The 14171-nt window shown below is 56.9% G+C and carries 15 protein-coding genes; 8 read left to right on the forward strand and 7 right to left on the reverse strand.

Annotation, left to right across the window (positions count from 1 at the left end; translation table 11 throughout):
* Positions 1-23: 23 nt before the first annotated feature.
* The gene (locus I3V23_11900; GenBank protein QPI85236.1) at positions 24-836 is read right to left on the reverse strand and encodes a TIGR00282 family metallophosphoesterase; all 813 of its coding nucleotides are present in this window, start codon (positions 834-836) and stop codon (positions 24-26) included.
* A 10-nt stretch (positions 837-846) separates the two neighbouring features.
* Positions 847-1440 (reverse strand): 5-formyltetrahydrofolate cyclo-ligase, encoded by a 594-nt coding sequence (locus I3V23_11905; protein ID QPI85237.1) that lies wholly within the window; start codon positions 1438-1440, stop codon positions 847-849.
* A 114-nt stretch (positions 1441-1554) separates the two neighbouring features.
* Between I3V23_11905 and I3V23_11910 the strand changes: the two genes are divergently transcribed.
* The 5 genes from I3V23_11910 to I3V23_11930 all read left to right on the forward strand — a co-directional run bounded on the left by I3V23_11910 (position 1555) and on the right by I3V23_11930 (position 6369).
* Positions 1555-2169: a VOC family protein gene (locus I3V23_11910; GenBank protein ID QPI86824.1), complete on the forward strand. Its 615-nt coding sequence runs from the start codon at positions 1555-1557 to the stop codon at positions 2167-2169.
* 33 nt (positions 2170-2202) lie between these two features.
* Positions 2203-2682, forward strand: coding sequence for an N-acetyltransferase (locus tag I3V23_11915; GenBank protein QPI85238.1), 480 nt, complete (start codon positions 2203-2205; stop codon positions 2680-2682).
* Between the two features lie 60 nt (positions 2683-2742).
* Entirely contained in the window at positions 2743-3435 is a 693-nt protein-coding gene (locus I3V23_11920) for a molecular chaperone DjiA (GenBank protein ID QPI85239.1), read from the forward strand.
* Positions 3436-4443 (forward strand): endonuclease/exonuclease/phosphatase family protein, encoded by a 1008-nt coding sequence (locus I3V23_11925; GenBank protein ID QPI85240.1) that lies wholly within the window; start codon positions 3436-3438, stop codon positions 4441-4443.
* A gap of 102 nt (positions 4444-4545) precedes the next feature.
* The gene (locus I3V23_11930; GenBank protein QPI85241.1) at positions 4546-6369 is read left to right on the forward strand and encodes a M3 family oligoendopeptidase; all 1824 of its coding nucleotides are present in this window, start codon (positions 4546-4548) and stop codon (positions 6367-6369) included.
* A gap of 58 nt (positions 6370-6427) precedes the next feature.
* Here I3V23_11930 and I3V23_11935 read toward each other — a convergent pair whose 3' ends face one another.
* On the reverse strand, positions 6428-7396 hold the full coding sequence (locus tag I3V23_11935; protein QPI85242.1) for a Gfo/Idh/MocA family oxidoreductase: 969 nt from the start codon (positions 7394-7396) through the stop codon (positions 6428-6430).
* Positions 7397-7537: 141 nt separating this feature from the next.
* Here I3V23_11935 and I3V23_11940 point away from each other — a divergent pair, with 141 nt between their 5' ends.
* Positions 7538-7777, forward strand: a complete 240-nt coding sequence (locus I3V23_11940; protein QPI85243.1) for a DUF465 domain-containing protein — start codon at positions 7538-7540, stop codon at positions 7775-7777.
* A 44-nt stretch (positions 7778-7821) separates the two neighbouring features.
* On the opposite strand, the gene I3V23_11945 is transcribed toward I3V23_11940, so the two are convergent.
* From I3V23_11945 to serS, 4 genes are all read right to left on the reverse strand, one after another.
* Positions 7822-8277: a carbon monoxide dehydrogenase subunit G gene (locus I3V23_11945; protein QPI85244.1), complete on the reverse strand. Its 456-nt coding sequence runs from the start codon at positions 8275-8277 to the stop codon at positions 7822-7824.
* 71 nt (positions 8278-8348) lie between these two features.
* Positions 8349-9761, reverse strand: a complete 1413-nt coding sequence (locus I3V23_11950) for a DUF2083 domain-containing protein (protein QPI85245.1) — start codon at positions 9759-9761, stop codon at positions 8349-8351.
* Between the two features lie 64 nt (positions 9762-9825).
* Entirely contained in the window at positions 9826-10512 is a 687-nt protein-coding gene (locus tag I3V23_11955) for a tryptophan-rich sensory protein (protein QPI86825.1), read from the reverse strand.
* Positions 10513-10534: 22 nt separating this feature from the next.
* Complete coding sequence (gene serS, locus I3V23_11960; protein QPI85246.1) at positions 10535-11827, reverse strand: serine--tRNA ligase; 1293 nt, start codon at positions 11825-11827, stop codon at positions 10535-10537.
* Between the two features lie 335 nt (positions 11828-12162).
* Here serS and yajC point away from each other — a divergent pair, with 335 nt between their 5' ends.
* On the forward strand, positions 12163-12444 hold the full coding sequence (gene yajC, locus I3V23_11965; GenBank protein QPI85247.1) for a preprotein translocase subunit YajC: 282 nt from the start codon (positions 12163-12165) through the stop codon (positions 12442-12444).
* A 58-nt stretch (positions 12445-12502) separates the two neighbouring features.
* Positions 12503-14170 carry a protein translocase subunit SecD gene (gene secD / locus I3V23_11970; protein ID QPI85248.1) on the forward strand — a complete coding sequence of 556 codons (1668 nt, stop codon included), beginning with the start codon at positions 12503-12505 and terminating at the stop codon, positions 14168-14170.
* Position 14171 lies beyond the last annotated feature (1 nt).

The following is a 14171-nucleotide window of genomic DNA, read 5'->3' on the forward strand; positions in this document are numbered from 1 at the left end:
TCAGGAGAGCGCAAGCACCCTATTCACGCAGTTGCCTGAGACAGCTTGCCGCCGACCCGCACCGCGCGCGCGACAGTGGCGCGGCCTGTGCGGTCATCGGTTTCAATGTATACCCCTGATAAGGTCGCCTCACCGAGGGCAGGGCTGAAACGCTCTTTTGGGATGTGGGTCAGGAAACGGCGCAGCGGCTCGGCCTTATCCATCCCGATCACGCTGTCATAATCGCCGCACATCCCCGCATCTGTTTGATAGGCGGTGCCATTTGACAGGATCATCGTGTCTGCGGTCGGCACATGGGTGTGGGTGCCCACAACAAGGCTCGCGCGGCCATTGCAGTAATGGCCCATGGCCATTTTCTCGGATGTCGCTTCAGCGTGGAAATCCACGATGACCGCTTGCACCATGCCGCCCAAAGGATGCGACTTTAGGATCGGATCAAGGGCTGAGAAGGGATCATCATAAGGGTGTTTCATGAACACCTGACCCAAGGCCTGCGCAACCAATACTTTGCGCCCACCGGGGGCTGTGAAAATACGCGCGCCCTGTCCAGGTGCCGCTTTCGAGATATTCAGGGGCCGTATCACGCGCGGCTCATTTTCGATAAAGCCAAACATATCTTTTTGATCAAACGCATGATCGCCCAAAGTTATGCAATCAGCCCCAGCCGCCAGAATATCTTTCGCATGCCCACCCGACAGTCCCATGCCCGAAGTGGCGTTCTCGCCATTCACAACAACGAAATCAAGTTTCCAGTCTTCGCGCAGACGCGGCAGATGGGTGGTGATGGCGGCGCGCCCCGCGCGGCCCATCACATCTCCTAAGAAAAGGCATTTCATGGGGAAACCCCTAGTCCCCTTTGGTGTTTTGCGCAAGCGCAGCATGGTGAAGGCCGCTTTCGGTGACGACCACATCCAAGGGTTGATCTGTTGGCTCAACGGGCAAGCCGCCAAATCGTTGGGCACTATAGGCAAAGCCAATCGCGCGCAAATTAGGCTTTGCTACGCGCAGACCTTCTAGGCTGCGGTCGTAAAACCCGCCCCCATACCCAAGGCGCTGGCCATGATCGTCAAACCCGACCAAAGGAACAATCACGATATCAGGGATCAGGCTTGCCCCTTCTGGCGGGATTTCTGCGCCAAATTCCCCCGTGATCAACGGGCCATCATAAGCCCATTCTCGAAACAGCAGCGCCGCATCCTTGGCCACGATTACGGGAAGGCAGAGGCGATTTTTCTGCCCCAAACGTGCCATTGCAGGGCGGGGGTCTATTTCCGTGCGGATGGGCATATACGCGGCGATGATTGCCCCCTCGACTGGCCCGATTTCAGCCAAAAGTCGCGCGGTCGCGGCCTCAGGCGCAGGCCCTAATTCGGTATGGGCCAATTTACGCGCGGCGAAGGCAGATTTGCGCAAGAGCGCCTTGTCATTCGGGGTTGTCATTTTTGCCTCTTGCCTTTGCGCCGAAATCTTCATTCAACACGATCATAAGGTCGTGCAAGGGCGCAAGGATGTTTGCGCGCGACCATAACCCTGCATAAAGGCGACTTGAAGATGATGATGGTATTAGATCACGTGGCAATCGCCGCAGAAGACTTGGCTGGCGCCGAGGCAGAATTGACCGCGGCCCATGGCCTGACCTTTCAAGGCGGCGGTCAGCATATGGATATGGGCACTCATAATCGCCTCATTGGGCTTGGGCCTTCGGAATATTTGGAACTGATTACCCCGTGCCCAGACATTCCCGCACCTTCGCAACCGCGTTGGTTTGATTTGGATCGGTTCTCTGGCGCGCCGCGGGCGCGGTCTTGGGTCTGCGCAGTGACAGATTTGGACGCTGCTTTGGCGCAAATTCCCTTTCCTGTGGGCAAGGTCTGGAATTTGGGCCGTGGTGATCTGCGGTGGCGCATGACGATCCCTGAAGATGGGATTTTGCCGTTTGATGGCCTGTTTCCTGCGCTGATCGAATGGCAATCGGGCGGCCACCCTGCAACGCGCCTGAATGAGGTTGGGGTGCGACTTGAGGCGCTCGCGCTAGAAACGCCACAGGCGGAGGCGCTTCGGGCCGCGCTTGCGCCTCTTTTCGCGGATACCCGCTTGTCTATCGCCAAGGCGGACACGCCTAAGATTTCCGTAACGCTTGCGACCGAAACTGGCACTGTGGTTCTTTAAATTGTGGTTCTCTCAACAATCGACACCTTCAAAATGACCCCAGAAATTTGTCCCGCCCGTGCCGCGCATATTCCTTCGATCCTTGAGATTTGGAACCATGTGATCCGTGACACGGCCTATACATTCACAAGCACGCTCAAGACGGTTGAAGATGTGGAACATATCCTCACCGATCAATGCGCTCTTGTGATGGTTGAAGGGGCGCGGGTCATTGGGTTCGCGCGCTTTGGCCCGTTTCGCGGGGGGGATGGTTATAGGTTTATCGCAGAACATACGATCTTGATGGCCCCATCGGCGCGCGCACGCGGGCTCGGCCCCCGCCTCCTATCGGCCCTTGAGGACGAAGGGCGAAAGGCAGGCATCGCGCGTTTCGTTGCGGGTATTGGTGGCGAAAATGACATCGCGCAGAAATTTCATAAATCCATGGGATATACCGAAACGGGGCGGATGCCGCGCATGGGGTGGAAATTTGAACGCTGGCACGATCTGGTCTTGATGCAGAAAGATCTTTGAGTGGCGGCAAAAGCCCAAAAAACTCTGACAAGCCCTGCCAAACAAGCTATGGCTAGGCCCATGTCGATCTGGGCCAAAATATCGGATGCCATATCCGCCCTCGCCCGTGGTGAAAGCCTCTCGGTTCTGTTCGAGCGCCTGCGCCGTCCGCCCGAGCGCAGTGTGGCCTTTACCATCGCAGTCATCGCGCTTGGGGCAAAAATGGCCAAGGCGGATGGTCAAGTCACCCGTGATGAGGTCGCAGCCTTTCGGCAAGTGTTCCATATTCCTGCGGCGGATACCGCTGCTGCCGCGCGTGTTTTCAACCTAGCGCGCGAGGATGTAGCAGGATTTCAGGATTACGCGCGCCGCATCGCACGGATGTTTGAGCCCGCTGCGCCAATTTTAGAGGATCTGCTTTCAGGTCTGTTTCATATCGCCCAAGCCGATGGTCACTATCACCCCGCTGAGGATGAATTTTTGGCGCGAGTGGCCGAGATTTTTGGAATTTCGCCTGCGCGGTTTTCCGCCCTGCGCGCAACATTTATCCCAGATGCGCCGCAAGACCCTTTTGCCATTTTGGGCATATCCCCTGAGGCCAGTGCACAGGACATTCGCAGCCGCTATCGCGCGCTTGTGCGGGAAAACCACCCAGACCAGATGCAGGCCCGTGGCGTGCCGCCCGAAGCGGTTAACCTTGCTGCTCATAAAATGGCGGCGATCAACCGCGCCTATGATGAGATTGTAAAATCCCAGACCCGACAGGGGGGATAGATGCGCTTCGCCAGCTACAATGTCGAATGGTTTGATGCGCTGTTTTCGGATGATGGCAGCTTGCTTGAAGATGGCACATGGTCATCGCGCTATAAAATCACCCGCGCGGATCAAGTGCGGGCCTTGGGGCGGGTTTTCATCGAGCTAAATGCCGATGCGGTGATGATCATCGAAGCCCCAGACACCAAAAAATCCCGCGACACAGTGCGTGCCCTTGAAAATTTTGCGGCCCGATTTGAGCTGCGCTGCCGTAAGGCTATCAAAGGATTTGATAACGACACACAACAGCAAATTGCGCTTTTGTATGATCCTGATCAGATGGATGTGCGCCATGATCCCGTGGCGAGCGAGGCCGCGCCGCGGTTTGACGGAAAATTCCGAATTGATCTCGATATTGATGCGCGCGCCGATGTGATTGGCTTTTCCAAGCCGCCGCTTGAGGTCGCCGTGACAACCGCTAAAGGCGCAATGCGCATGATCGGTGTTCATGTGAAATCCAAAGCCCCGCATGGGGCCCGTAGCCCCGAGGAGGTGATGCGCCTCGCCATCGCCAATCGGCGCAAACAACTGGCCCAAGCGATCTGGTTGCGTGCCCGTGTTGATGACCATTTGGCCGCAGGTGATCCCTTGATTGTGATGGGCGATTTCAATGACGGGCCAGGTTTGGATGAATATGAAAAACTGTTTGGGCGCTCCTCGCTTGAGATTGTTTTGGGCTGCGATCTGCCGCGGGCGCAACAATTGTTTGATCCGCATGCCGCGCGCGCGCTGCAAAGCCTAACTGCGGCAACACAAACCAGCGCGCGGTTTTATATCCCAGAGGAAAAGCGCTATCTGTCAGCGCTGCTAGATTATATCATGGTTAGCCCCGATTTGCGCGCCAAACGGGGGCAGTGGCGCATCTGGCATCCGTTCGAGGATGCCGCCTGCTACGCGGATATTGATCTGCGCACAGCGCTGTTGGTGGCATCCGATCACTTCCCCGTTGTGGTTGATCTTGACCTTTAACTTGGCGCCCTGAGAGGAAATCTGCGCCTTAGGGGTTGAGGGCGCGGGGTTTGCACCGCATATCTTGGGAAAGATATTTCGCAGTTTATCAAAGGCAGTGACATGACCCATCATACCGATCCCCGCCAATTCGATGCCCAGTCTGAGACAGGTGGCGGGGCATGGGCGGATTTGCCCGAATGGGATTTGAGCGACCTTTACCCATCGGTTGATGCGCCCGAACTCAAACGCGACATGGAATTTTTGACCAAAGAATGCGCGGCATTTGCCGCGGATTACGAGGGCAAATTGGCCAATCTCGATGCCAAGGCCATGCTGGATTGCGTGCTGCGCTATGAAAAGATCGACATGGTGGCAGGGCGGATCATGTCCTTTGCAGGTTTGCGCTATTACCAAAAAACCACTGATGCAGGCCGCGCGAAATTCATGTCCGATTGTCAGGACAAGATCACCAACGCGACCACTGCGCTGGTATTCTTTAGCCTTGAGTTTAACCGTTTGGACGAAGCCCATCTTGAGGCGTTGTTGGCTGCGAATGCCGAACTGGCGCGGTATCGCCCCGTCTTTGATCGGATGCGCGCGATGAAGCCCTATCAGCTGTCTGACGAGATGGAGAAATTCCTGCATGACCAATCGGTCGTGGGGGCGGCTGCATGGAACCGTCTTTTTGACGAAACGATCGCAGGCATGAGCTTTGAGGTGGATGGCGAAGTGATGGGGATTGAGGCCACGCTCAATTGCCTATCTGAGCAGAACCGCGCCAAGCGCGAGGCGGGTGCGCGCGCCTTGGTAAAGGGGTTCACTGCGCAATTACCCCTCTTTGCGCGGGTGCATAACACTTTGGCCAAAGAAAAAGAGATCGAGGATCGGTGGCGCAAATTGCCCTCCGCGCAGGCGGCACGGCATTTGGCCAACCATGTCGAGCCCGAGGTGGTCGAGGCGCTACGCAACGCGGTCGTGGCGGCCTATCCGCGCATTTCGCACCGCTATTACGCGCTTAAGGCCAAGTGGCTGGGCCTTGAGACCTTAGAGGTCTGGGATCGCAACGCGCCCCTGCCGATGGAGGATGAGCGCATCGTACCATGGATCGAGGCGCGCCGTATTGTGACCGAGGCTTATTCAGCCTTTGATCCGCGCATGGCCGAATTGGCCGAGCCGTTTTTCACCGATGGTTGGATTGACGCGGCGGTGAAAGAGGGCAAAGCGCCCGGTGCCTTTGCGCATCCCACTGTGGCCGATGCGCATCCCTATGTGATGCTCAACTATCTGGGGAAACCGCGCGATGTGATGACCTTGGCGCATGAATTGGGCCACGGCGTGCATCAGCGTCTGGCGGCAGGGCAGGGGGAATTATTGTCCTCCACGCCTTTGACCTTGGCGGAGACGGCAAGCGTTTTTGGCGAGATGCTGACCTTCCGCAGAATGTTGTCTGAGGCCAAAGATCAAGCTGCGCGCAAGGTTATGTTGGCGGGCAAGGTTGAGGATATGATCAACACAGTCGTGCGGCAAATTGCGTTTTATGATTTTGAATGCAAACTCCATGCGGCGCGGCGCGAGGGGGAGTTGACCCCTGACGATATCAACGCGCTTTGGATGAGCGTCCAAGCCGAAAGCCTTGGGCCTGTGTTTAACTTCATGGAAGGCTATGAAACCTTCTGGGCCTATATCCCGCATTTCGTGCATTCGCCCTTCTACGTATATGCCTATGCCTTTGGCGATGGGCTGGTGAACGCACTTTATGCGGCTTATGAGGAGGGCCAAGACGGGTTTGAGGAGAAGTATTTCGATATGCTAAAGGCAGGCGGGTCAAAGCATCACAAAGACCTGCTTGCGCCCTTTGGGCTTGACGCCTCTGACCCTGCGTTTTGGGATAAGGGCCTGTCTATGATTGAAAGCATGATTGATGAGCTAGAGGCGATGGAATAACCCCGCGCCACCACAGCCAAAGAAAAAGGGGCCGCGCGGATGCGTGGCCCCTTTTTTCTTACCCCGCCTTGGCGCGGATTGCGTCAATCGTTTCTTGGGTTTCTACCGCATCCTCAAGTCGCCATTTGAGCGCGGCGCCATCCAAAATGGCCGCATTCAGATTTTCCACCTGCAACACATATTGATTGACCTTGGGGAAGCGGATTTCGCGGCGCTCCATCCCTGTTTCAATCACGAGGCGGGCTTGGTCGAACACGCCCGCATTATAGGGGGTTGGGACGCGCAAAACCCCATCGCTGCCGTGGAAGGTGACCTCTTGGAACGGGTGCATCCGCATTGAGGTGAGCCATTGCGCATCAAACCCATCAAAGCCTGCCCGCGCCTCTGCGGTAACTTCACAATCGCCCTCATATTCGATTTTCGCGTTATAAATCTCGCGTAAGGTTCCACCTGTTGCAAAACGGGTCGAGCCGATGGTGTAAACCCCGATATCGGGCAATGATCCGCCACCCATGGCCGCCTTATTGCGGATGTTCTGGGTATCGGCCGCATTGTTATAGGTAAAGGCCGCACGCACGCGCTGCAGCTGCCCCAATTGGCCCGATGTAATAATCTCTCGGGCCATTTGCCATTGCGGGTGATGCACGATCATAAAGGCCTCGCTGGCAACCAGACCTGATTTATCGCGGGCTTCGATCAAAGGTTGGATTTCGGGCGCGGTCATCGCGGTTGGTTTTTCAACCAAAACATGCTTGCCCGCTTGGAGGGCTTTGATCCCCCATTCAACATGCATCGTATGGGGCAGCGGAATATAGACCGCATCAATCATCGGATCCGCCAAGAGCGCGTCATAGCTGTCATGCACGTTCAGGTCAGGGGCGATCCGAGTGAAGGGCGCGGCCTTGCCGACATCGCGCGTGGCAATTCCCGCCAAACGCCCACGCCCCGCCAGATGCAGCGCAGGTGCCATCTCGTTTAGTGCAAAATTGGATGCGCCCAAAATGCCCCAATTGACGTAATGTTCCATTCTGTCCCTCCCTTATATGCCGAAACCCTAGCGCCAAGCTGTGGCGCATGCAAAGTGCAATCATTTGATTTAGCGCAAAGACCGCTGCCTGTCTGGGGATTTAGATGGGGCGTGACTGTAATGGTAAAAGGACGCGAACCGATGTCGAACACCCCGCATGAACTGGCCGAAGATTTTCCACAGGATGCTGAGAAAATCCATGAGCTGAAAACCCAAAACGCGCATTTTGCAAAACTGGCGGCTGATTATCATGAGGTGAACCGCGCCGTGCATCGTGCCGAGACAGGTGTTGAGCCATTGGAAGAATTGGCTGAAATGGCGCTGCGCAAGGAGCGGATGCGTCTCAAAGACGAAATCGCCGCCATGTTGGCGGCGGCGTAATCGCAGATTGAAAATTTGGGGGTGGGCCTGATTGGCCCCCCGCCTTAGCCCTCAGCAGTGCCTTCGACCTGCGCCTGAAAGCGTTCAAAGAATTGATCAGCCATTTTAGTGGCAAAGCTATCAATCAAGCGCGAGCCAAGTTGTGCGATTTTACCTCCAACTTTGGCCTCGACCTCATAGGTCAGTTCGGTGCCACCGCCCTCGGCATCGGATAAGGCCACTTTCGCGCCCCCTTTGGCAAAGCCCGCAACACCGCCTTTGCCTTCGCCTGTGATCGTGTAGCTTTCAAGCGGAACGATATCGGAAAGCGTGACCTCGCCCTTAAAGGTTGCTGAAACAGGCCCAACCTTCTGTTTGACTGTAGCGGCGAAGCCTTCCTCAGGGCTGCCTGTCAATTCCTCGCATCCTGGGATGCACGCCTTGAGCACCTCGGCGGAATTCAGCGCCGCCCAAACGGTTGCGCGGTCTGCGTTCAAAATACGAGAGGCTGCTAATTCCATGGATGTCATCTCCGTCACTGTGTTGCGAAAATCCTATATCCTAGGGTGGTCAGCCGTCAATTCTGCATGGCCTAAGTTTCGAGGCGATAGGGCAGTGTGCCGCGTTCATGCGGATCAACGCGCAGTTTTCCTTCGAGAGGCGGCACGGAGCGTTGGTGACAATTTTGCCGTTCGCAAATGCGGCAGGAAATCCCGATGGGCTGATAGGCCCCATCATCGTCCAAGGGCATGCCATCGGCATAGATCAATTCCTTGGCATGTTTCACCTCGCAGCCCAAAGAGATCGCAAAGCGGCGCAACGGTGCGCCCCATGCCCCGCCTGATTTCGAAACATCCCGCGCCAAAATGAAATAGCGCACCCCGTCAGGCGTTTCGGCCAATTGACGCAAGAATTGGGTCGGTGTTTCAAAAGCCTGATGGACATTCCACAAAGGGCAAGCCCCGCCAAAGCGCGCGAATTGAAAGCGTGTCGCAGAATGGCGCTTAGTGATCGTGCCTGCTTGATCGACACGGGTAAAGAAAAACGGCACCCCTTTGGCCCCTGGTCTTTGTAGGGTGGCCAGACGATGGGCAACTTGTTCAATTGAAGCGCCAAACTGGATCGACAGGCGTTCTAGATCATGGCGGGTGGTGCGCGCGGCCTCGGCAAAACGGGTATAGGGCATTAACACAGCGCCCGCGAAATAATTGGCCATGCCGACTTGGGCAATGGCGCGGGCTGTCTCCGATTGGAACCGAGCGAAATCAAGCGTTGCGTCCAACAACTGCGCCTGCCCCAAAAGCGCGTATTGATGCAGCAATTGAAAGCGCTGTGTTTCGGGCGCGGCGCGTGGCGACAGCGTTAAAACGCGCGTTTCGGTGTCATAACGGCGCAATCCCTGATCTGTCGCGCGCCGAATTGTGACGCCTTGCGCGGCCAACATGGCCTCGGTATGCGCGGCCAAGTCCCCTTGCGCTTTCGCGGCAAAACGTTCGGCGGCATGATCCACGGCATCAATGTAATTGTCGCAATAATGGAAGAAATCCCGCACCTCCTCCCAAGGTGAGGGGGCAGCGCCGCTGCCATCGCGGCCCAATGCCTCATCCAAGGAGGCGAGGCGCTCTTGCGCCTGACGATAGGCGCGATGCAGGGAGAGGAAACTACGGGCAAGCGCGGGCGCGTTTGAGGCGGCCAGCCTCAGATCGGTCAGCGCAGGTTGGCCATCCGTGAAAACGGGGTCTGCCAAGGCCTCGCGCATATCAGAGATCAGGCGTTCCGCATCGCCCGAGGTCAGTTCAGTCACATCAAAACCAAATTCCTGCGCCAAGGCCAAAACAACCACGGTCGAGAGCGGGCGGTTGTTGTTTTCCATTTGGTTCAGATAGGGCAAGGAAATGCCAAGCTTGGCTGCGAAGTCCTTCTGCGTCAGCTCAAGCCTTTGACGCAATTCGCGCAATTTCGCGCCCACATAGAGCTTGCGTGTATCTTGGCCATTCGCGCGCATGGATTTGCCCCTTGGTTGGCTTTGCAAACCCTATTTTGCCAATTTGCAAGATTGCGCGCAAGTCTCACACGCGGGCACGGATCCCCTGATAGGCGAGAGCGGCGATCCCGCCAACAGCGGCAAGGCTCAGTGATGGATCACTTTGCCATTGCGAGACAATCACACCAACCAAGGCCCAGATCACGGCAATCGGATAAGTGATGACCCTGAGCCGCGTGGTCAAGGCGGAGGCGGTGGCAAGCGCCCCCAAAAGACCCGCCCAACCTGCAATCTCGCGGGGCATTATGCCAAAACCCGTCAAGGTTGTTGCAAGCGCCACAAACCCCGCAGCCGAGAGCCACCCCGCATATAGGCCCAAAGGCGCCCGCGCCCATGAGGTTGGGCTTATTGGTGCGCGTAAACAGGCCAGAACGGCGGTGATCAGCATGACGAAGATAAGGATCGTTGCCCAAATCGGACTGCGCAGCGCCACCTCAATCCAGATTGCGCCAATGCCTGCGCTGACGATCAGGGGCCAGCGCATGGCATCCCAGTTTGGATTGTTGGCATGGCGCCACAGCCCATAGCCCGCGCTTGCAATCAGCCACAGGTAAATGACCCCCCAAATCGCAAAGGCATAGCCCGCGGGCTGCACAGGCGGGGTGCTGACATCATAGGGCAGGGTTGAGGGGTCAAATCCTGTGAAAGGCGCGGTTAAAAGCGGCGCGCCTGCAAAGGCCAAAACCAAGACCAGCGTGACAGCGGCACGCAATGTTGTGGGGTTTAGGCCAGAGTTAGCCAAGCGTGCCATCCGCCAAAAGCCGTGTTTTGCCGCCCAAATAGGGGTGCAGCGCCGCAGGCAGGGTGACGGAGCCATCTGCCTCTTGCCCATTTTCAAGCACTGCGATCAAACAGCGCCCGACCGCAAGGCCAGAGCCGTTGAGGGTATGCACAAATTCAGGCTTGCCGCCGCCTGATGGGCGGAAGCGCGCATTCATGCGGCGTGCTTGGAAATCTCCGCAGCTTGAGACTGAGGAAATCTCGCGATAGCAATCCTGACCTGGAAGCCATGCTTCAATGTCATAGGTGCGCACCGCGCCAAAGCCCATATCGCCCGTGCAGAGCGTGACAGTGCGATAGGGGATATTGAGCGCCTCTAAAATGCCCTCAGCACAGCGCAACATCCGCTTTTGTTCATCATCCGAGTGATCGGGATGCGTGATCGAAACCATTTCAACTTTTTCGAACTGGTGCTGACGCAGCATTCCCGCCGTATCGCGCCCTGCGCTGCCTGCCTCAGACCGAAAACACAGGGAATGCGCGGTATAGCGCATCGGCAATGCGGCCTCCTCCACAATCTCGCCTGAGACGATATTGGTCAGCGTCACTTCGGAGGTTGGGATCATCCACCAGCCATTGGTGGTTTCATAACTGTCTTCGCCGAATTTCGGCAATTGGCCCGTGCCGAACATCGTTTCAGGGCGCACAAGGACAGGGCCGTTCATTTCGGTTAGGCCGTTTTGATCGACATGGGTGTCGAGCATAAATTGCGCCAAGGCGCGGTGGATCCGTGCCACAGCACCCCCAAGCATCACAAAGCGCGCGCCTGACAGTTTTGCGGCTGTCTCAAAATCCATGCTTGGCGCAACAGACGACAATTCAAAATGCTCTAAAGGTTTGAAATCAAAGCTGCGCGGGGTGCCCCATTTGTGCAATTCCACATTGTCAGTCTCATCCGCCCCATCTGGCACATCAGCGGCGGGCGCATTGGGGATCGTGGCCAGCATATCGCGCAAAGCCGCATCACGGGTCTTGGCCTCATCCTCAAGGCGGGCAATCTCGTCTTTCTTTTCTGCAACAAGGGCGCGCAGGCGATCGAATTCGGCTTCATCACCGCGGGCCTTGGCCGCCCCCACATCTTTTGATGCGGCATTGCGTTCGGCCTGCGCCGCCTCAGATGCCGTGATGCAGGCGCGCCGTGCTTCGTCCAACGCCAGAATTTCCGCAGACAGTGGTGCGAGACTGCGGCGCGCAAGGTTGGCGTCAAATTGTGCGGGGTTTTCACGAATGGCGCGAATGTCATGCATTGGATTTGCCTTTATCTCAGAACGGGGCGCAGGTTCCCTTTTGGGCGGTATGCAATATTGCGCGGCGCGGGGAAAGGGGGTGTTATAATTCTTGGCGCCTCAGGGGCTGACAGCGCCGCATCTTATACCCATATAGGGCGCGATGGCAGGATTGCCGCAGGGCGCAGTCGCAGTATTGGCCTGCCTTGCGCTTCGGGCGGGGGGAAAGTAACGTGCCGCCAAATTGACGGGGCTTGGATTAACATGCACCCAAGTCCGCCAACCATCTGCCCGATCTTGGGTGAATTTGATCAAGCCTCCGCCGCTGCGGGCGCGAATATAAGGATAGACCGACCATGGAAGCATTTGCACAATTCGTGCCGCTGATTTTGATCTTCGCGATCATGTATCTGCTTTTGATCCGTCCCCAGCAGAAAAAAGCCAAAGAGCATCAGGCGATGGTTGCTGCCTTGCGCCGCGGCGATCAGGTTGTGACCGCAGGCGGCATCATGGGCAAGGTCAGCAAAGTCAAGGATGAGCGCGAGGTCGAGCTTGAGATTGCAACGGGCGTAAATGTCCGCGTTGTGCGCAACACCATCACGCAGGTTGTTTCAAAAACAGAACCCGCGAAAGAATAATCTTCGACTGACCAAGCCCTGCCATTTGGCGGGGCTTTGTGTGAGAAAAGGCTAAGATATGCTCGATATCCCGCTATGGAAACGCATCCTGATTTGGGGCGTGGTTCTGGTTGCACTGGCTTTGGCTGTTCCAAATTTGGCCTATGATCGGGTCGAGCGTCACAATGATGCCCTTGCTGCCCTCGAAGGTGGCGCACCCTCTACGCCTGAACTCGAAGCAGATCTGGCACTTTGGCCGTCTGTCCTGCCCTCAAGCCTTGTTAATCTTGGGCTTGATTTGCGCGGTGGCGCGCATCTTTTGGCTGAGGTGCGGGTTGAGGATGTCTATACCGCACGCATGGACGCGCTTTGGCCCGAGTTGCGGGATGCATTGCGCGATGCCCGCGATGAGGTAGGCCCCATTCGCCGCACCGATGCCCCCGCAGGCGAATTGCGGGTGCAATTGGGTGAGGCTTCGGGCATGGCCCGCGCGGTGGAATTGGCCCGCGGTTTGGGTGGCCCTGTTGTCAGCCTAACAGGTGTAGGATCAGCCAGCCTTGAGGCGCGCGGCGAGGGTGATGTGCTGATCGTCTCGCTTTCTGAGGCGGAGAAGATCGCAACCGATGATCGCACCATGCAGCAATCGGTGGAAATTGTGCGCCGCCGTGTCGATGAGGCAGGCACCCGTGAGCCGACCATCCAACGCCAAGGCGAAAATCGGATTTTGATCCAAGTTCCCGGTGTAGGTTCTGCACAAGAGTTGAAAGACCTGATTGGCACCACGGCACGCCTGACCTTTCACCCTGTCATCACCCGCACCAGCGACCCTGAGGCCCGTGTGGACGCGCGGCAACTGCTGCTGCCCTCGATGGATGAAGAAGGCGCGTATTACATTCTAGAAGAAACCCCCGTGGTGACGGGCGATGATCTTGTGGACAGCCAACCCGGTTTTGACGCGCAAAATGGTCAGCCCAATGTCAGCTTCCGCTTTAACCCGCACGGCGCGCGCCTCTTTGGGGAATATACATCGGCTAATGTCGGTGCGCCTTTTGCCATTGTTCTGGACGATGAGGTCATTTCAGCGCCCACAATCCGTCAGGCGATTACGGGCGGCTCTGGTCAGATCACAGGCAGTTTTACGGTCGAAAGTTCGACCCAATTGGCGGTTCTTCTGCGCGCAGGGGCCTTGCCTGCTGAGATGACCTTCCTTGAGGAACGCACCATTGGCCCTGAATTGGGGGCTGATAGTATCGCAGCGGGTCGGATTGCCGCGATTGTGGCCTTTGTGGCGGTGCTGGTGTTTATGCAGGCGAGCTATGGCCTTTTCGGCCTGTTCGCCAATATCGCGCTGCTGATGAACGTGGCGATGATCTTTGGTACCCTAAGCCTTGTGGGGGCAACCCTGACCCTGCCGGGGATTGCGGGGATCGTCCTGACGATTGGTATGGCGGTTGATGCCAATGTGTTGGTCTTTGAACGGATCCGTGAAGAATTGAAAACTGCACGCGGCCCCGCCCGCGCGATTGAACTAGGCTATGATCGTGCGATGTCGGCGATTGTGGATGCCAATATCACAACCTTCCTAATCGCGGTGATCCTGTTCACCCTTGGCTCTGGCCCTGTCAAAGGCTTTGCCGTCACCTTGGCCATTGGGATCATCACATCTGTTTTCACTGCGCTTTATGTGACGCGGGTCATGGTCGTGACATGGTTCGAACGCGCCCGCCCCAAAAAGATTGAGGTCTGAT

Source organism: Rhodobacterales bacterium HKCCA1288 (assembly GCA_015693905.1).
GTDB lineage: Bacteria > Pseudomonadota > Alphaproteobacteria > Rhodobacterales > Rhodobacteraceae > M30B80.